Genomic DNA, 16,838 nt, shown 5'->3' on the forward strand with positions numbered 1-16,838 from the left:
GGAGGTAATACAACAATGAGATTAACAGAAGTTATAAATATTTCACAATATATCATTGAAGAATGACTTGATGTTGTTATTACTAGAATTGAATGATTTGAAAAGATTTTAGAGACTGAACAACTCCTCCTGAATGCGTAATGATTAAGATTACGCGATAACAATTTAATATATGTCTATTAGAGGAGAAATACACCAATGAAAATTGATAAAAATATACTTGAGATTCGTAACTTAACTAAAAGTTATGATGGAAAAGTTGTTTTAAAAGGTGTTAGTTTTAACGTGCACGAAGGAGAATTTATTACTTTATTAGGACCTTCAGGTTGTGGTAAAACAACAACTTTAAACATAATTGGAGGACGTGAAAAACAAGACTTAGGTACTTTATTATTTGAAGATAGAGACTTAACTCCTGTTCCAAGTAACAAGAGACCGATTAATACAATTTTTCAAAACTATGCATTATTTCCGCATTATGATGTTTATGATAATATTGCATATGGTCTTCGTATCAAAAAAATGAAAGAAGACTTAATTGAACAAGAAGTTATGAAATACATCAAAAAGTTTTCATTAGAAGGACATGAAACTAAAAGAATCCATGAGTTAAGTGGTGGACAAAAACAGCGTGTTGCTATAGCTAGAGCACTTATTTTGAAACCCAAAATTCTACTTTTAGATGAACCAATGTCAGCTCTTGATGTAAAACTAAGAAAAAACATGCAAGATGAATTGAAAGCTTTACAAGAAGAGATTGGAATTACTTTTATTTTAGTAACTCATGATCAAGAAGAAGCTTTAACATTGAGTGACAGAATTGTTGTTATGAACGATGGAAATATACAACAAATTGGGACACCAGAAGCAATTTATAATGAGCCTGAAAATAGATGAGTTGCCAACTTTGTTGGAACATCAAATATAATTGAGGATGCAGTAATGATTAAAGATCAAAAAGTAAAATTTGATGGTTTAGAATTTGACTGTGTTGATAAAGGTTATGGAGAAAATGAATCTAACATTGATGTTGTCATAAGACCTGAGGATATCAAAATTTTAGAACCTGGAAAAGGCTATTTTGATGGAATAGTTGATGACATAATCTTTAAAGGTGTTCACTATGAAATAACAGTAAAATGTGATAATAATAGAATTTACAAAGTTCATACTACAGAGTATCATGATTTTGATAAAAAAGTTTCAATCAAATGAGGACCTAACGACATCCATGTAATGTGAAAAGAAATTGATGAATAATTCAGAAAACAAAGATTTAATAATTCAAGATGAAAATCTAGTTGAAGATATCATTGAAAACAAAGACAACGTGGATGTAGAGACAGAACTTGAAGAGATTGAAAATATTGAAGCTATAGGTGAGTCAGAATTTGTTTATCAAAAACCACCTTTAAAAGAAAGAATAGCAAACTTCAAAGTTGTTAAAGCTTTGAAGGGAAAAATATGACCTATATTATTACCATTTTTTATAGTGATGATATTTTTAGTTGTGCTTCCGTTATTGGGTATAATTATTTTTTCAATAATTGATCCATCTGGTAATAGTATGAAATTTAAAGCTAACTTTGAAAATTTTGTAAAGTTTTTTAACTCACAAAATATTATGGCTGTATTGGGTCTTTCGTTATTGTATGCATTTGTTGCAAGTTTAATATGTGTTGTATTTGCATACCCAATAGCTTTTATAATGGCTCAGCTAAAAAATAAAATGCTTGCAAAAAATATTTGAGTATTGATTACACTACCAATTTGAATAAGCATGATTCTAAAAATTATTGGTTTAAATAGTTTATTGTCAGTGGTGGCCTCATCATTTTTAGGAACACCAGGTGCAATAGTTCTAGGAATGGTATATATGTTTTTACCATTTGCAATTTCACCAATTTATAATGCAATTGAAAATCAAGATCCAAGCTATTACATAGCAGCCCTTGATTTAAAAGCAAGTAAGTCAAAAGCATTTTGACACACAATTTTTAGACAATCACTTCCAGGAGTTTTTGCCGGCTTTACTTTGGTGATAATTCAAGCTGCAACATCACTTCTAATCGTTAGATATATGGGTGATGGAAAAATAAGCTTAATAACATCAATTATTGAAAACTATTTCTTTAAAGGAACAGATTTTGGTTTTGGTGCAACTATTGCTGTGGTACTGGCTATATTATTATTCTTTATTATGGGAATAATGAAATTAATATCAAACAAATTTGAAGTAAGGGGGTCTAGAAAATGAAAAAGTTCCTAAAATCTAGTTACTTTGCATTAATACTTTTATTCATTTACATTCCAATTGCTGTAATGATAATGTTTTCGTTTAACTCAGGCAATACAGTAAGTAAATGAGAATCATTTAGTCTAGATTGATATAAAACATTTCTAGAAAACTCACCATTTATAAAATCAATAGTTGTATCATTGTTTGTCGCGATAGTATCAACATTGATATCTATTGTGATTGGAGTTCTTGCAGTTATTGGTTTAACAAGAATCAAAACAAAACCTGCAAAGAGCTGAGTTAGAATAGCAAATATCCCACTTGTAAATGCTGATGTTATTACAGCGGTTGGATTAATGTTGTTCTTTGTATTTGCTGGAATTAAGTTTGGAATTTTCTCACTTATAGCAGCACACGTTTCATTTAACGTACCATATGTAATAATCACTGTTTTACCATTTATGGCAAGAATAGATAAAAACTATTTAGACGCTTCAAGAGACTTGGGTGCAACAAATACAAAAACAATATGAAAAATAGTTCTACCCATTTTGACTCCAGCAATTATTACAGCTGCTGCAATTTGTTTTGCTATGAGTTTTGATGACTTTATTATTTCTTACTTTACTGGAGGAGAACAAACTAACGTTTCATCATTCATTTATACAGCAAAAAGAATGCAACCTTACATTAATGTTTTTGGGGTTTTAGTTGTTGTAGCAATCGTAATAATTGTATTAATTTGAAATACAATTCAAATAATTGACCAAAAAACTAAACAAACTAAGGAGTTAATTAAAAAAGGTGATTACAAAATCAAACAAATTAATCACCTAAAAAATAGAATTGCATATTGAAATAAATGTATCGAAAAACAAAATGTACTAAGATTTAGTTGAAATTTTGTGGAATGATTCAAACTTAAAATTTATGGTTTACAATTAAAAGCATTAAATAGTAAAAACTTAAATGCAAAAATTAGTAAACTAGAATGAAAAATTGCACGTTTAAATGACGAAATAAAATCTGAGACTAGATACAAAACAATTGTTACCAAGTTGAAAGAAAAGAAAAAACAAATTGAGCAAAAAATTGCTAAATTAGGTAATAACAAAAAAGTTTATAAATTAGAGGCAATTAGCATCAAATTAGAACACAAAATTACAAAATATCAAAAAGAAATCGATTGAATTAAAGAAAGAGATGAGTTGGACAAACAAAAAGCTCTTGAAATCGGAGAAGAAATTGCTGAGTTAAAATCAGATCTTGCAAAACTTTCAAAAGACAATAAAGATGTAGAATGATATAATAACAAAATTGCAAATCTTACTAAAAAACAAAAAGAGTTAAACGAAGGGGTTAATAAAGCAAAACTTCGTGAGGCTATTGCAAAACTTGCAAATATGAATAGTTCAATTATTTCAAACATTGATAAAAAACACGAACAATGATTAAATCAAAAACATAAAGTGTTTAGAAAAATCGCTTTTGCAGCAAACATTGATAAACAAATTGCAGCATTAGATAAAAACGCTGCAAATTATCAATCAGAATTAGATAGATTAAATGCATTAAGAAGCGAAAAAAATAGTATGATTGAACAATCATACTATGCAAAAATATCAAAAGCAGAAGATAAATTAAACAAACTAAATGGAGAGATAAGCACTAAAAAAGCAAAATACTTTCCAGACATTACAGCTGAAGGATATGTTGCAAAAAGAAAACCATGAATTCAAAAAAGTTGAAAAAGACTTACAATGGGTATTTTATTAGTAGGTTCTTTTGGAGCACTAACTACAGCATATATAAAAAATAACATTTATGATTTAGTTATCGGTAACTGAGGTAGCTACATTGACCCAACTTTAATAACTGATTTTGAAAAAGAAAATGGCGTTAAAATAAACTATCAACAATATGATTCAAATGAAAGTTTATACAACAAAAGTTATACCTTTAGCTATGATATTATGGTTCCAAGTGATTACATGGTAAAAAAATTAGCACAAGAAAATAAATTAGCAAAAATAGATTGATGTAAAGTCACATCTTTACAAACACCTAACTATCCAGGACATGGACAAGCTTGTGAAAATAAAGATAATAACCCTGATTTTGAACCAACTGAAACTTATGACAAAATTAATGACACTCTTGTAAATATTTTAAATAAAACACAGTTAGATCAAACTAGTGAAGTTATTTTAAATTATGGAATTCCTTGATTATGAGGGGATGTTAGAATGGTGTTTAACATGAATAATCCAGATATGGTTGATTTGTTAGAATCAAAAGGAATATATAACAAAGAAACTAAAGAAACAGATTCAAGTAAATTATCATGAAACATTTTATGAGAAGCTGCAGATAAAGGATTTAGATTAACTCTAAATGAAGATCCTAAAAATGAGTTTATGTTTGCTTTTGAAAAACTATTTGGACAAGTTCAAGCTATTAAACCATCAGAATCAAACCATAACCTTTCAAAACAACAGCAAATTGATATAGCAGAGCAAGAAGTAAAAAGTTTATTGGCACACAGAAACGTTGGTTTATATGGTGATCAATTAACTGATAAAGTACATAGCGGTGATTTTGATATTGCAGTAATGTATAATGGTGATGCTATTTATGCTCATTCAGGAGATTATGAAAGCGAAGGAGAAGAAGGAGAAGGCGAAAACTCAGATAATCCTTCAGGAAATGATGAAAACTCTGAAGCTGAAGAATCAGCAAATGAAATGAGAGTAACAAACAAAATTGAAGGTGGGGACCCAGATCTAGAATCAATTACAATGGTTCCAGGAGCACCAGCAGAATATGAAGGTTTTGAATCAATTAATCAAAAAACAAATATTTGAAGTGATAATTTAGTAATAAGTGCTGACAATAGAAACTTAGATTTAACATACAAGTTTATCAACTTCATTTACACAAGAGATTCTCAAGAAAAAATAGCTGAAGAAACTGGAGCAACTGTTCCATTGAATTATATTGTAGAAAATGCACCATATGAAGGTGTTTTAGCCGACTGATATAAACCAACTGATGATGGAGATCCATTTGATTTAGATACAACATGAGATAATTACCTTGTGGATAAATTTAATAACATAATAGCAACCAAAAACTAGTTAACCTAGTTTTTTTATTTTTTCTATTATTGCTTTTTTTTGATATAATACTATTTGTAATGGTACCATAGCCAAGAGGCTAAGGCATGGGACTGCAACTCCCTGATCGTCGGTTCGACTCCGACTGGTACCTCCAAATTAGACTCATATAAGGCATATAGCCTTTTTTTTATGTTAAAATGTATTTTGGGTGGTTTAATGACTAGAGAAGAGTTTATAGAATATACAAGAAGCAATTATGATATTATTGACATGAAAAATGAAGAAGTAGCTTATTGGATGAATAAATTGGCTTGTGAGGCTCATGAGATACTTAATAAAATAAACAATTTAAAAGTTTTAGATACTAATAAAGTAGTTGAATTATTTTCTGAGCTTACAAGTTCAAAGATTGATAACTCATTTAGATGCTTTCTTCCGTTTTACACAGATTTTGGAAAAAATATAAAGATAGGTAAAAATGTTTTCATTAATAAAAACTGCAATTTTCAAGATCGAGGTGGCATATGTATAGGAGATAATGTACTTATTGGAATGAATGTTAATATAGCTACTTTGAACCACGGTTTGGAAAAAGACAAAAGAAACTTCATTTATCCCAAAAAAGTTATTATTGAAAACAATGCTTGAATTGGTTCGGGAGTAACAATTGTACCTGGAGTTACTGTTGGTGAAAATACAATAATTGCTGCAGGTGCAGTTTTAACAAAAGATGCTGATTCTAATTCAATATATGCAGGAGTTCCTGCAAAAAAAATTAAAAGTTTATAAAAAAACTAACATTTTTTAAATTTATTGTTATAATAATAAATGTCAAATTTAAATTAATTGACACAAAAACACAAAAGTATATTATAATTATTTTGTTTGCTTAATATGCGCCTTTAGATCAATTGGATAGATCGTTTGACTACGGATCAAAAGGTTAGGGGTTCGAGTCCCTTAAGGCGCGCCATTATAGAAAATTGAATATTATAATATACATAGATTTGTAATATTCATTATGTATATCGGGAAGTGGCTCAGCTTGGTAGAGCATTCGGTTTGGGACCGAAGGGTCGCAGGTTCGAATCCTGTCTTCCCGACCATTTATAAAATTTTATATTTTATCATATATGGGCCCGTAGCTCAGCTGGGAGAGCACCTGCCTTGCACGCAGGGGGTCGACGGTTCGATCCCGTTCGGGTCCACCATATATGGCGGGGTAGCTCAGCTGGTTAGAGCGCTCGGCTCATACCCGGGAGGTCAAGAGTTCAAGTCTCTTCCCCGCTACCATATATTAATTTTACTGGACCTTTAGCTCAGTTGGTTAGAGCATCCGGCTCATAACCGGATGGTCATTGGTTCGAGTCCAATAAGGTCCACCATAATTTGACTCCAATTAATGCGCGAATTATGAGGGACATAATTACGAAAAATTACGGAAGATTACCCAAGTCCGGCTGAAGGGATCGGTCTTGAAAACCGAGAGTCGGGGAAACCCGAGCGGGGGTTCGAATCCCTCATCTTCCGCCATTTATCGCGGGGTGGAGCAGTTGGTAGCTCGTCGGGCTCATAACCCGAAGGTCGTAGGTTCAAGTCCTGCCCCCGCAACCATTATGGCCCCATAGCGAAGTTGGTTATCGCGCCTCCCTGTCACGGAGGAGATCACGGGTTCGAGTCCCGTTGGGGTCGCCATTATTTACGGTTTTGTAGCTCAGTTGGTAGAGCAGTTGACTGAAGCTCAACGTGTCGGCGGTTCAATTCCGTCCAAAACCACCATTCCATGAAAACTGCAAATACCCAAGGGTATTTTTTTTATATAAAATTTTATTAAAAAAAATCTGCTTTGCAGATTTTTTATTTTTCACTAAGATTAGATTTATATAATTCTTTAAATAAGCCATCAACTTTTATCAACTCTTCATATGTTCCTGATTGAACAATCCCTTCACCTTGTTCAAAAACGAATATTTTATCAAAGTTTTTTATTGTTCTTAATCTATGAGCAATTGAAACAGTTGTCCTTCCAAACATTAATTTTTCAAGTTCCTCTTGAATTTCTTTTTCAACTATATTATCCAAAGCACTTGTTGCTTCATCCAAAACTAATACTTCAGGATTTTTTAAAATAAGTCTAGCAATAACCAAACGTTGTTTTTGACCACCTGACAATTGCGCTCCTCTTTCAAATAACATAGTATCGTATTGATTAGGTCAACTCATTATCAAATCATGTAACTTAGCTTTTTTTGCAGCTTCTTGTACTTCTTCAATACTTCTTTCACCAAGACTATAACAAATGTTTTCATAGATAGTACCACTTAAAATTTGTGGTTCTTGATCTACATAACCCACTTTATCTAATCATGATTTTAAATTTAAAGATTTTAAATCTGTTTTATCATTTATAAGAATTTCTCCTACACTTGGGTCATAAAATCTCAATAATAATTTAGCAATTGTTGATTTACCACATCCTGTAGGACCAACAAAAGCATACTTTTTACCTTTTTCAAGATTTATCTCTAAGTTGTTCAAAATAATTTTGTCATCACCTGGATAAGAGAATGTAACTTTATTAAATTTAATATTATTGACATTACCTTCAAATTTATTTAATTCATGTTTATTTATATAAATTTCTGATTTCAAAATTTTTGAGATATTTATCGCTGCTGCAATTGATTCTGGTCCTTCAGCAATTACTTGTCTTAATTGTAGAATAGGAACAGCCATTACAATAACTCCGCTTGTAAATGATGTCATAATACTTACAAGTTTATTTGTATTGTCATGGTAAAGTATTACACCAAATATAATTGATGCTATTGAGAATGTACCAACACCACCCACAAGAAGGGCTGCTGGAAGTTCTGAGAAAAAGAACTTAATTTTGTTTTTTAAATCTACAACTTTTGCTCCTTTTTCAAAACTTTCTTTCTCTTCATCAAAGTTACCTGTAGCTTTTATAAGTCTAACGCTGTATATTTTTTCATTTACTTGGTTGTCAAATTTTTGATTTAATATATCTATTTTTTTTGTAGCCTTAGTAGTTATTATTATAAAAACTCCTATAACAGCTAAACAGCCAACTAGAAGACCAAAAACTCACATTGATAATTTTCAATCCACAAAGAACATCATTACCGATGAAAGCACAAATGTTGACATAGATAAACTATAAACTATTGGCGCTTCTTTAATGTGTTTAGCAAGTATATTTGATTCTTTTACTAAAGTACCAACTATTTCACCAGTTTTATTTTCTCTAAAATAATGTAAATCTTGATCTATTAGTTTGTTAATAAGATTTTTTTTGATTAATGTCTCATAACTTTGAGAAATATAACCTCCTATTATAAAAACTGCATAGGATAAAATTATTACAAGTACAATATTTAAAACTATTATGTATACTAAATCAAAAAGTCCAAAACTATGTCCTCATACATTTACTGTTAAACTATATACTCCATTATGCATTTGATATTCTACATTGCTATACATAAATCTGTGTATAAACTCTTGCATAAACTCAGGTTTATTTAATTCTGCACCAACATACTGTCATTGCTCACTAAACTGTTTCCAAAATATATCATTTGGGTGAGCTGCTGAATATTGGTTTAAGAAATCTTGCAAATCATCAGTATTTGCAAGAGTGTCAACAGTTCCTTTTGTTATTAATAATTGAGTAATGAACTCAATAACTTTTATATTTAAAATTAAGCATAATGCCATTAGAAATGTACCAAAAAACAATAAAAAGCTCATTATTGGTCTATTTTTTATAGCATTGCTTAGATGATAATTAAGATCTCTCTTAATTTCTTTTTTCTCTCGTCGCGTTTTTTTTAGTTTAACATCCATACTATGCCTCATTTCTAGATAAATTTTATTATATATACCGATTCTTATCAACCAATTAATTATTTTATTTAAAAAATAAAATAATTATTGTAATAAAAATTTTTTTTCATATAAAATAACTAAGTACACATTTTTTATTTAAACAAAATGTAAGTAACTATATTCAAAAATTCCAAAAATATAGTTGCAAAATAAAGACCGATGCCTTATAATCTTATTGTTTTCGGAGCATAGCTCAGCTGGTTAGAGCGCACCCCTGATAAGGGTGAGGTCGGTGGTTCAAGTCCACTTGTTCCGACCATTTTTTTGAAAAGCAAGGCACTTTTATTTAAGTGCCTTTTTATTATAATTTTTTGAAAGGAGTAATCAAAATGACTGAAGTTAAAAAACCTGATAGCCAAGAGTTTGAAACAACAAATATCAAAAAAGGTAATAAAGTTAAAAAGCGTTTTTTTGCAACAGGTCAATGATATAAGATTGCTCTTACTTTAATTTTGTGATCAGTATTACAAGAAGTCATTATGGCTTCAACTGATTTAGTTGATAATATTTTTGTTAATAATTTATACCCACACCAAATTGATGGATATAAAGAACTTAATGATTACATTTTAGGTAGTGGTTGAGTTGAATCAATCACTTCTGACAAGTTAGAAGGACTAGGACTTCATGAACTATTTGGTTATGCAGGCTCTGGTATTATATATTCTCCCGGACAAATAGGTGTAAATGCTGTTAGTTCAAGTAACCAAATGTATGTGATTATGTTCGCTATGGCATCTGGATTTTGTTATGGTTCAGGAATTTTTTCAGCTCAATATTTTGGAGCAGGAGAATATCAAAAGCTGAAACAAATCACAGCCTTAAAAATGTATTTGACATTTGCTATAACAGCAGTTTTTGCAATTTTTGGAATAAAAGGAATTTGCCATAATTTTATTGAATTTACAACTCATCCAAATTATCAACTGGCATCTCAAACACCAAACTATAAACTGGACAGCGCATCTTCAAAAGAACAAGTTCAAGAAGTTTACAACTACATTCAAAATAAAGTTGCAGTTTTAGCAACAGAGCAAGGGGAAAAATATTATAGAATTGTTTCTATAACTTATCCTTTACTAACAATCAATCAAGTATCAGTAACAGCCCTTAGAGAAACAAGAAGACCATTTTACTCATTTTTCATGGCTTCTATAGCATTGGTTGCAAACTGTACAACTAATCTTTTCTTAACAGCACCAACTTTTATACCTGGATTTACAGGTTTTGGTATACAAGGAGTAGGTTATGGAACAATGTTCTCTCGTTGTTTACAAACAGTTTTTATTGTTGGGTTACTTTGCATTAAAAAATTTGAATTCATACCTTCATTCAAACACTTTAGAATAAAGAAAAAACTTTTAAAAATGGCATTGAAAAAAAGTTTACCAATACTTTTAAATGAAACTTTATTTGCTTTCGGTCAAGTTCTTCAAGTTAAAATGAGAGCTATGTATTCAGTTGACTCTTTGTCCGCGAACGCTATGTTCGAGACGATGCTTATGGCATTCTTCTCTCCAATGTATCATGGACTAAATGCCGGAATATCCACCTTAGTTGGCAATGAGCTTGGAGCTAAAAATTTTGAAAAGGCAGAATACAATGGTAAGCATTTGATGAGACTTAGTTTTATGATAGCTTGTTGTTTTGTGATAATTTTTTCTGGATTATCCTTTGTTGTGCCAAAAGCAATTTTTCCAAATACAACCCCAGAAGGTAAAAAAATTGGGGAATGAATGGTGTTTATTTATACAATGACATATCCAGTTATACTAATGAACTCTTGTGTTTACTCTATACTAAGGGCAGGGGGAAATGTTACTGGAGCATTCTTGATGGATTCAGCATTCAACTGGACATTCCAACTACCAACTTTAGCAGTCTTAATTTATGAAAATACATTTATAAATCCCAATGGATTTGTAAATTTGGAAATAATCTATGTACATTTAATTGTATGTATGTTTGAGGTTGTTAAATTGATACCAGCTTTAACATTTTACTTTAGAAAAAAATGACTTAGAAGTATTATTGACGAGTCAGAGTTCAAACATAAAGACATACCAAATGAAAAGTTAAAATTAAAAGAGAAAAAGAAAAAACAAGAAGAAAAATCAACTGAGGAAAAAGTAGTTAAATAAACTACTTTTTTTTATAGTACATAGTGTATAATTAGATAGGTTTAGAAAGAGGTGGTAATATGAGTCTTCCTTCCAGTTACAGTTTTTATGGAATGAAATATATAAAAAATGAAACGAGTGCTCTTATTAACGCTTCTTTATGCGTTATTTAATAGTTCTCTTGTAGAAAGGGATATTATGAAAATGGCTAAAAGAGTATCGAAAGATGCAAAAAATAATACAATAAAAAATAATTTACAAAAATACTCAAAGCTAGATCAAGAAGAAATTCTTAAAGACTTTGAAATTCAACAATTTGGTTTGAAAGAAGCTGAAGTTGAAAGACAATTAGAAAAATGTGGAGCAAACAAACTAGATCCCAAAAGATTTAATTTTCCATTAGTTTTTTTTAAATGTTTTTTCAGTCCTTTTAATTTGATTCTTATAATAATAGATGTTTATAGTTTTTATAACTATATTGGGGCTATTGCTGAGGAAAAAGATACTTTTGACTTAGCTGGTGCATTAATCGTTTTAATAATGATTTTATTAAGTGGTTCAATAACATTTTTACAAGAGTTGAGGTCGTTTTTTGTTATTAGAAAAATGACATTTGATAATAAAAAAACAACTCATGCAATCAGAGATACAGATTATGATATAAAAAATATTGATAATGCTAACTCAATAAAATTAATTAAAGAAGCAAAATCAATAGATTCAGAAGATTTAGTTCCTGGTGATTTAGTCTACCTATCAAATGGCGATTTAATACCTGCCGACATAAGAATCGTATGATCTAACAATTTATATTTAAATCAATCATCTCTTACAGGAGAATCTTTTCCTGTTCAAAAAAAAGAAACAAATAGTAATAAAGAATACTTGGAATTTGAAAATATTTGTTTTACAGGTACTAATGTAGTTTCTGGATCAGCTTTAGGAGTTGTTTTATCTACTGCAAAATACACTTATTTTTCAACTATTAATGACAAAGTTACCCAAAAAAGACCGAAGTCATCATTTGATAAAGGGATTAAAAAAGTTACATTTCTTTTAATAGCATTTATGTTATCAGTTACTCCAATAGTATTTTTGGTTTTTGGATTAAGACCATTAGAAGATAACGAAAAATGATTAAATGCGGCATTATTCTCAATCTCAGTTGCCGTAGGATTAACTCCCGAAATGTTACCAATTATAATTACTGCTAATTTATCAAGAGGTTATGCAAAAATTAAAAAACAAGAAGTTCTAGTTAAAAATCTTAATGCTGTTCAAAATATGGGTGCCATTGATATTCTTTGTACAGATAAAACTGGAACAATAACAAGTGGTGAAATAGTTTTAGATAAAGTATTAGATTTGACAGGAAGTAAAAGCGAATTTGTTAATCACGCTTTATACTTAAATAGTTATTTCCAATCAGGATTTCAAAATCCAATCGATCAAGCAGTTTTAATAACTGATAAATTAGCAAAACCAAATGTAGAAGAATATACAAAAGAATGAGAAGTGCCTTTTGACTTCAAAAGAAAAATCCTATCAGTAATTCTTACTAAAAATGATGAAAAAGAGATTTTTACAAAAGGTGCAGTTGAAGAAGTACTTGCAATTTGTAATAGAGTTCTTATCAACGGTAAAATTGAAAATTTAACAAAAGATTATATTGAAAAAATTAAAAGTAAAACCAAAGAAATGAATACTGAAGGTTACAGAGTTGTTGGAATAGCTCATAACCACCTAGAAGATGAAGATATTGAAGAAGATTTAGTATTCTTAGGGTTTGCAACTTTCTTTGATGAACCAAAAGTCACATCAAAACAAATAATTAAATCATTAAAAAGCAGAGGTATTGAAACAAAAGTTCTTACAGGTGACAATGAAGTTATAACAAGAGCTATTTGTAAAAAAGTTGACTTTAAAATAACAAAACTTTATACAGGAAAAGAAATTGAGGAAATGAGTGAAACTCAATTAGCAAGAGCTGTAATTGATGCAAATGTTTTTGTTAAGTTAAGTCCAATACATAAATCAATTATTATAAAAGCTTTAAAAGACCAAGAACATATAGTTGGATTTATGGGGGATGGTATTAATGATGCACCCGTTTTGAGAGAGTCTGATGTCGCTATTTCATTCATAGATGCATCAAACATAGCTCAGGATGCAGCAGACATTATATTAGTTAACGACTCATTGATGGTAATCGAAACAGCTGTTCACGAAGGTAGAGCTAGTTTAGCAAATATTTTGAAATATATTAAAGTTACAATAGCATCAAACTTTGGTAATGTTTTAAGTGTTTTGGTAGCATTGTTCTTAACAACAGTGGAACCAATGCAACCAATTCACTTGTTGTTACAAAATTTACTTTACGACATAGTTATGTTTGCATTTATTTTTGACAAAGTAGATGCTAAGTTCACAGAGAGTCCTAGACCGTTGCGAACCAAGAATATCATATGGTTTACAATTATTAATGGACCAGTCAGTTCAATATTTGACATATCAACATTCTTAGTTTTATTATTTGCATTCAAGTCACAAGTTGGTGTTCCATTTGGTATGGGTGTAAATAAAGATACTCTTCCAGAACATTCAGTAGCAACATTTAACGCTTCATGGTTTGTGGTTGGGTTAATGACACAAACTGCAGTTATGCAAATGTATAGAACTGAAAAATTACCATTTATTCATTCAAACGCTTCTATTCAAGTTAACATAGCTACAGTGTTTGTTTGTGCAATGGCAATAATTGTTCCATATACTCCAATAAATCAATTAGTACAAATGGAGCAACCACCACTAGTATTTATGCCTGTGGCTATAGGATTTGTACTTTGCTACATAACATTAGCACAATGTGTGAAAATGGCATATATTAGAAGATTTAAAGAATGATTATAAAAAAATCTCATAGAGATTTTTTTATTTTTTCTTAATAAAATTATTTAAAATTATTGTTTAGATTTATTTAAGTGTTTATAATCAAGTAAGACTAAATTTAAGGAAGGTAATTATTATGGAATACTCACATAAAAAAGTTGAAAAAAAATGACAAAAGTATTGAGAGGAAAATCATACTTTTAAAACTACTGATAAAAGTGACAAAAAGGCTTACATATTAGATATGTTCCCATATCCTAGTGGAGCAGGACTTCACGTTGGTCATCCAAAGGGCTATACAGCAACTGATGTGTTTTCAAGAATGAGAAGGCTACAAGGTTACGATGTATTGCACCCAATTGGTTATGATGCTTTTGGTTTGCCCGCTGAACAATATGCTCTTAAAACTGGAAATGATCCAACTGAATTTACTTTAAAAAATATAGATATTTTCAGAGAACAATTAAAAACATTGGGTTTTAGTTTCGATTATGAAAAAGAAGTAAATACAAGTAATCCAAATTATTACAGAATAACACAATGAATATTTCAACAACTTTACAAGCAAGGTTTGGCAGAAATAAGATATGCAGATGTTAACTGATGCGAAGGATTAGGAACCGTTTTAGCGAATGAAGAGGTTGTTGTAAAAAATAACAAAATGTATTCTGATATTGGTGATTTTGAGGTAGTCAAAAGACCCATGAAACAGTGAGTATTAAAAATTACTGAGTATGCTGATAGACTTATAGATGGTTTAGAAGACCTTGATTGACCAAAATCTCTTAAAGATCTTCAAAGAAACTGAATTGGTAGATCAGAAGGACTAGTAATAAAATTCCAGTCACAAAACAATAATTTAAAAATTCCTGTATTTACAACTAGACCAGATACTATTTTTGGAACAACATATTTAGTATTGGCACCTGAAAGTGATTTAGTAAAATCTTTAGTAACAAATGAATATAAAGAAAAGGTTAATCAGTATATTGAAGAAGCAAAATCTAAGACGGATATTCAAAGACAAGATGAATCAAGAGAAAAAACTGGTTTATTCACAGGCGCATATGCAATAAATCCATTTACAAATAAACCAATTCCTATTTGGGTTGCTGATTATGTCCTTAATGACTATGGAACAGGTGCTGTAATGGGAGTTCCAGCTCATGATGACAGAGATTGAGATTTTGCAACTAAATATGGTTTAGAGATAATTCATGTTATTGAATGCAAAGATAAATCAAAGGCATTTGTTGGTGAGGGTAAACATATAAATTCTGATTTTCTGGATGGTCTAAATAAACAAGAAGCAATTGAAAAAATAACAAAAAAAATATTAGAACAAAACCTTGGAGAAAAAAAAGTAAATTATAAACTAAGAGATTGACTATTTTCAAGACAAAGATTTTATGGTGAGCCATTCCCAATCGTATTTTCAGAAGATGGTCAAATTGCTCTAATTGATGAAAAAGACCTACCAGTTGAATTACCCAAAGGGGCATATTTAAAACCATCCGGGACTGGAGAGTCTCCTTTGGCTAATATTCATGATTGGGTAAACATTGAATACAAAGGTAAAAAAGTTAAAAGAGAAACAAACACAATGCCACAATGAGCAGGTTCTTGTTGATATTATTTGGCATATATTTTAACTATTTCACCAAATAACCTAATGGATATTAATAGCGAAGAAGCACAAAGACTATTTAAAAAATGACTTCCAGTCGATTTATACATTGGTGGTCAAGAACACGCAACTCTACATCTACTTTATGCACGTTTTTGACATCAAGTTCTTTATGATATAAAAATAGTTCCAACTCCAGAACCATTTCAAAAACTTGTAAATCAAGGAATGATTTTAGCTGAGTCTGGTGAAAAAATGTCAAAATCAAAAGGAAATGTAATAAATCCAGATGAAATCGTTGAATCACATGGCGCAGATACTTTAAGATTATATGAAGTTTTTATGGGTCCATTAGAAGCATCACTTCAATGAAGTTTTACAGGTCTTGATGGGTCTAGAAAATGATTAGATCGTGTTTATAGAATGATTGAAAAATTTGAATTTAGTTCAGAAAATAATGGTCACTTAGACTTTATTTATAATGACGTTGTAAAAAAAGTTACAAGCATGATTGAAGACTGTAAATTCAATACCGCTGTATCTCAATTGATGACTTTTGTAAATGCTGTTTACAAAGAAGAAGAACCAGTATATATAGAATACATCAAAAATTTTGTAGTTATGCTTTCTCTATATGCCCCACATCTTGCTGAGGAGTTATGAGAAAAATTAGGGAATAAACCTAGCGTGGCTCTACAAAGTTGACCCCAATATGATGAATCTAAGTTGGTTCAAAACGAAGTTACAATAGCAGTACAAATTAACGGTAAACTAAGAGCGACATTTGAAATTGAAAAAGGCACAAATGAAGCAACATTGTTAGAAAAAGCTAAGAATATTGAAAATGTAAAACCTTATATCGAGAACAAAACAATAATAAAAGAAATTGTAGTCGTTGATAAAATTGTTAATATAGTTGTTAAGTAAAAAAG

Annotated in this window: 9 protein-coding genes and 11 tRNA genes; 19 read left to right on the forward strand and 1 reads right to left on the reverse strand. The window is 30.1% G+C overall.

The window, feature by feature from the left end:
* Positions 1-15: 15 nt before the first annotated feature.
* The 15 genes from SHELI_RS06230 (at position 16) to SHELI_RS00790 (ending at position 7,137) form a co-directional block, all read left to right on the forward strand.
* Positions 16-141: a hypothetical protein gene (locus SHELI_RS06230; RefSeq protein ID WP_269745955.1), complete on the forward strand. Its 126-nt coding sequence runs from the start codon at positions 16-18 to the stop codon at positions 139-141.
* A 63-nt stretch (positions 142-204) separates the two neighbouring features.
* Entirely contained in the window at positions 205-1,260 is a 1,056-nt protein-coding gene (potA, locus tag SHELI_RS00725; protein ID WP_069117587.1) for a spermidine/putrescine ABC transporter ATP-binding protein, read from the forward strand.
* Positions 1,253-2,269: a spermidine/putrescine ABC transporter permease gene (gene potB, locus SHELI_RS00730; protein ID WP_069115873.1), complete on the forward strand. Its 1,017-nt coding sequence runs from the start codon at positions 1,253-1,255 to the stop codon at positions 2,267-2,269. Before potA ends, potB begins: the two co-directional genes overlap by 8 nt.
* Entirely contained in the window at positions 2,254-5,376 is a 3,123-nt protein-coding gene (potCD, locus tag SHELI_RS00735; RefSeq protein WP_069115874.1) for a spermidine/putrescine ABC transporter permease/substrate-binding protein, read from the forward strand. Before potB ends, potCD begins: the two co-directional genes overlap by 16 nt.
* Positions 5,377-5,437: 61 nt before the next feature.
* Positions 5,438-5,512, forward strand: a tRNA-Cys gene (locus SHELI_RS00740).
* A 62-nt stretch (positions 5,513-5,574) separates the two neighbouring features.
* A complete protein-coding gene (locus SHELI_RS06145) occupies positions 5,575-6,147 on the forward strand; it encodes a DapH/DapD/GlmU-related protein (RefSeq protein WP_069115875.1) in 573 nt (190 codons plus the stop codon).
* A gap of 107 nt (positions 6,148-6,254) precedes the next feature.
* Positions 6,255-6,331 (forward strand) — tRNA-Arg (locus SHELI_RS00750).
* 56 nt (positions 6,332-6,387) lie between these two features.
* Positions 6,388-6,464, forward strand: a tRNA-Pro gene (locus tag SHELI_RS00755).
* A gap of 29 nt (positions 6,465-6,493) precedes the next feature.
* Positions 6,494-6,569: transfer RNA gene (locus SHELI_RS00760), tRNA-Ala, on the forward strand.
* A 5-nt stretch (positions 6,570-6,574) separates the two neighbouring features.
* Positions 6,575-6,651, forward strand: a tRNA-Met gene (locus tag SHELI_RS00765).
* Between the two features lie 15 nt (positions 6,652-6,666).
* A tRNA-Ile gene (locus SHELI_RS00770) sits at positions 6,667-6,743 on the forward strand.
* Positions 6,744-6,798: 55 nt separating this feature from the next.
* Positions 6,799-6,891: transfer RNA gene (locus SHELI_RS00775), tRNA-Ser, on the forward strand.
* A 5-nt stretch (positions 6,892-6,896) separates the two neighbouring features.
* Positions 6,897-6,972, forward strand: a tRNA-Met gene (locus SHELI_RS00780).
* Positions 6,973-6,976: 4 nt separating this feature from the next.
* A tRNA-Asp gene (locus tag SHELI_RS00785) sits at positions 6,977-7,053 on the forward strand.
* Positions 7,054-7,061: 8 nt separating this feature from the next.
* A tRNA-Phe gene (locus SHELI_RS00790) sits at positions 7,062-7,137 on the forward strand.
* Between the two features lie 78 nt (positions 7,138-7,215).
* On the opposite strand, the gene SHELI_RS05975 is transcribed toward SHELI_RS00790, so the two are convergent.
* Positions 7,216-9,228, reverse strand: a complete 2,013-nt coding sequence (locus SHELI_RS05975) for an ABC transporter ATP-binding protein (RefSeq protein WP_069115876.1) — start codon at positions 9,226-9,228, stop codon at positions 7,216-7,218.
* Positions 9,229-9,452: 224 nt separating this feature from the next.
* On the opposite strand from SHELI_RS05975, the gene SHELI_RS00800 reads away from it, so the two are divergent.
* The 4 genes from SHELI_RS00800 to leuS all read left to right on the forward strand — a co-directional run bounded on the left by SHELI_RS00800 (position 9,453) and on the right by leuS (position 16,833).
* A tRNA-Ile gene (locus tag SHELI_RS00800) sits at positions 9,453-9,529 on the forward strand.
* Positions 9,530-9,599: 70 nt separating this feature from the next.
* Positions 9,600-11,411, forward strand: a complete 1,812-nt coding sequence (locus tag SHELI_RS00805) for an MATE family efflux transporter (protein ID WP_084449219.1) — start codon at positions 9,600-9,602, stop codon at positions 11,409-11,411.
* A gap of 177 nt (positions 11,412-11,588) precedes the next feature.
* Positions 11,589-14,300 (forward strand): magnesium-translocating P-type ATPase, encoded by a 2,712-nt coding sequence (mgtA, locus tag SHELI_RS00810; RefSeq protein ID WP_069115877.1) that lies wholly within the window; start codon positions 11,589-11,591, stop codon positions 14,298-14,300.
* 115 nt (positions 14,301-14,415) lie between these two features.
* The gene (gene leuS / locus SHELI_RS00815) at positions 14,416-16,833 is read left to right on the forward strand and encodes a leucine--tRNA ligase (protein WP_069115878.1); all 2,418 of its coding nucleotides are present in this window, start codon (positions 14,416-14,418) and stop codon (positions 16,831-16,833) included.
* Positions 16,834-16,838 lie beyond the last annotated feature (5 nt).

Origin of the sequence: Spiroplasma helicoides (genome assembly GCF_001715535.1) — a bacterium.
Lineage (GTDB): Bacteria > Bacillota_I > Bacilli_A > Mycoplasmatales > Mycoplasmataceae > Spiroplasma_A > Spiroplasma_A helicoides.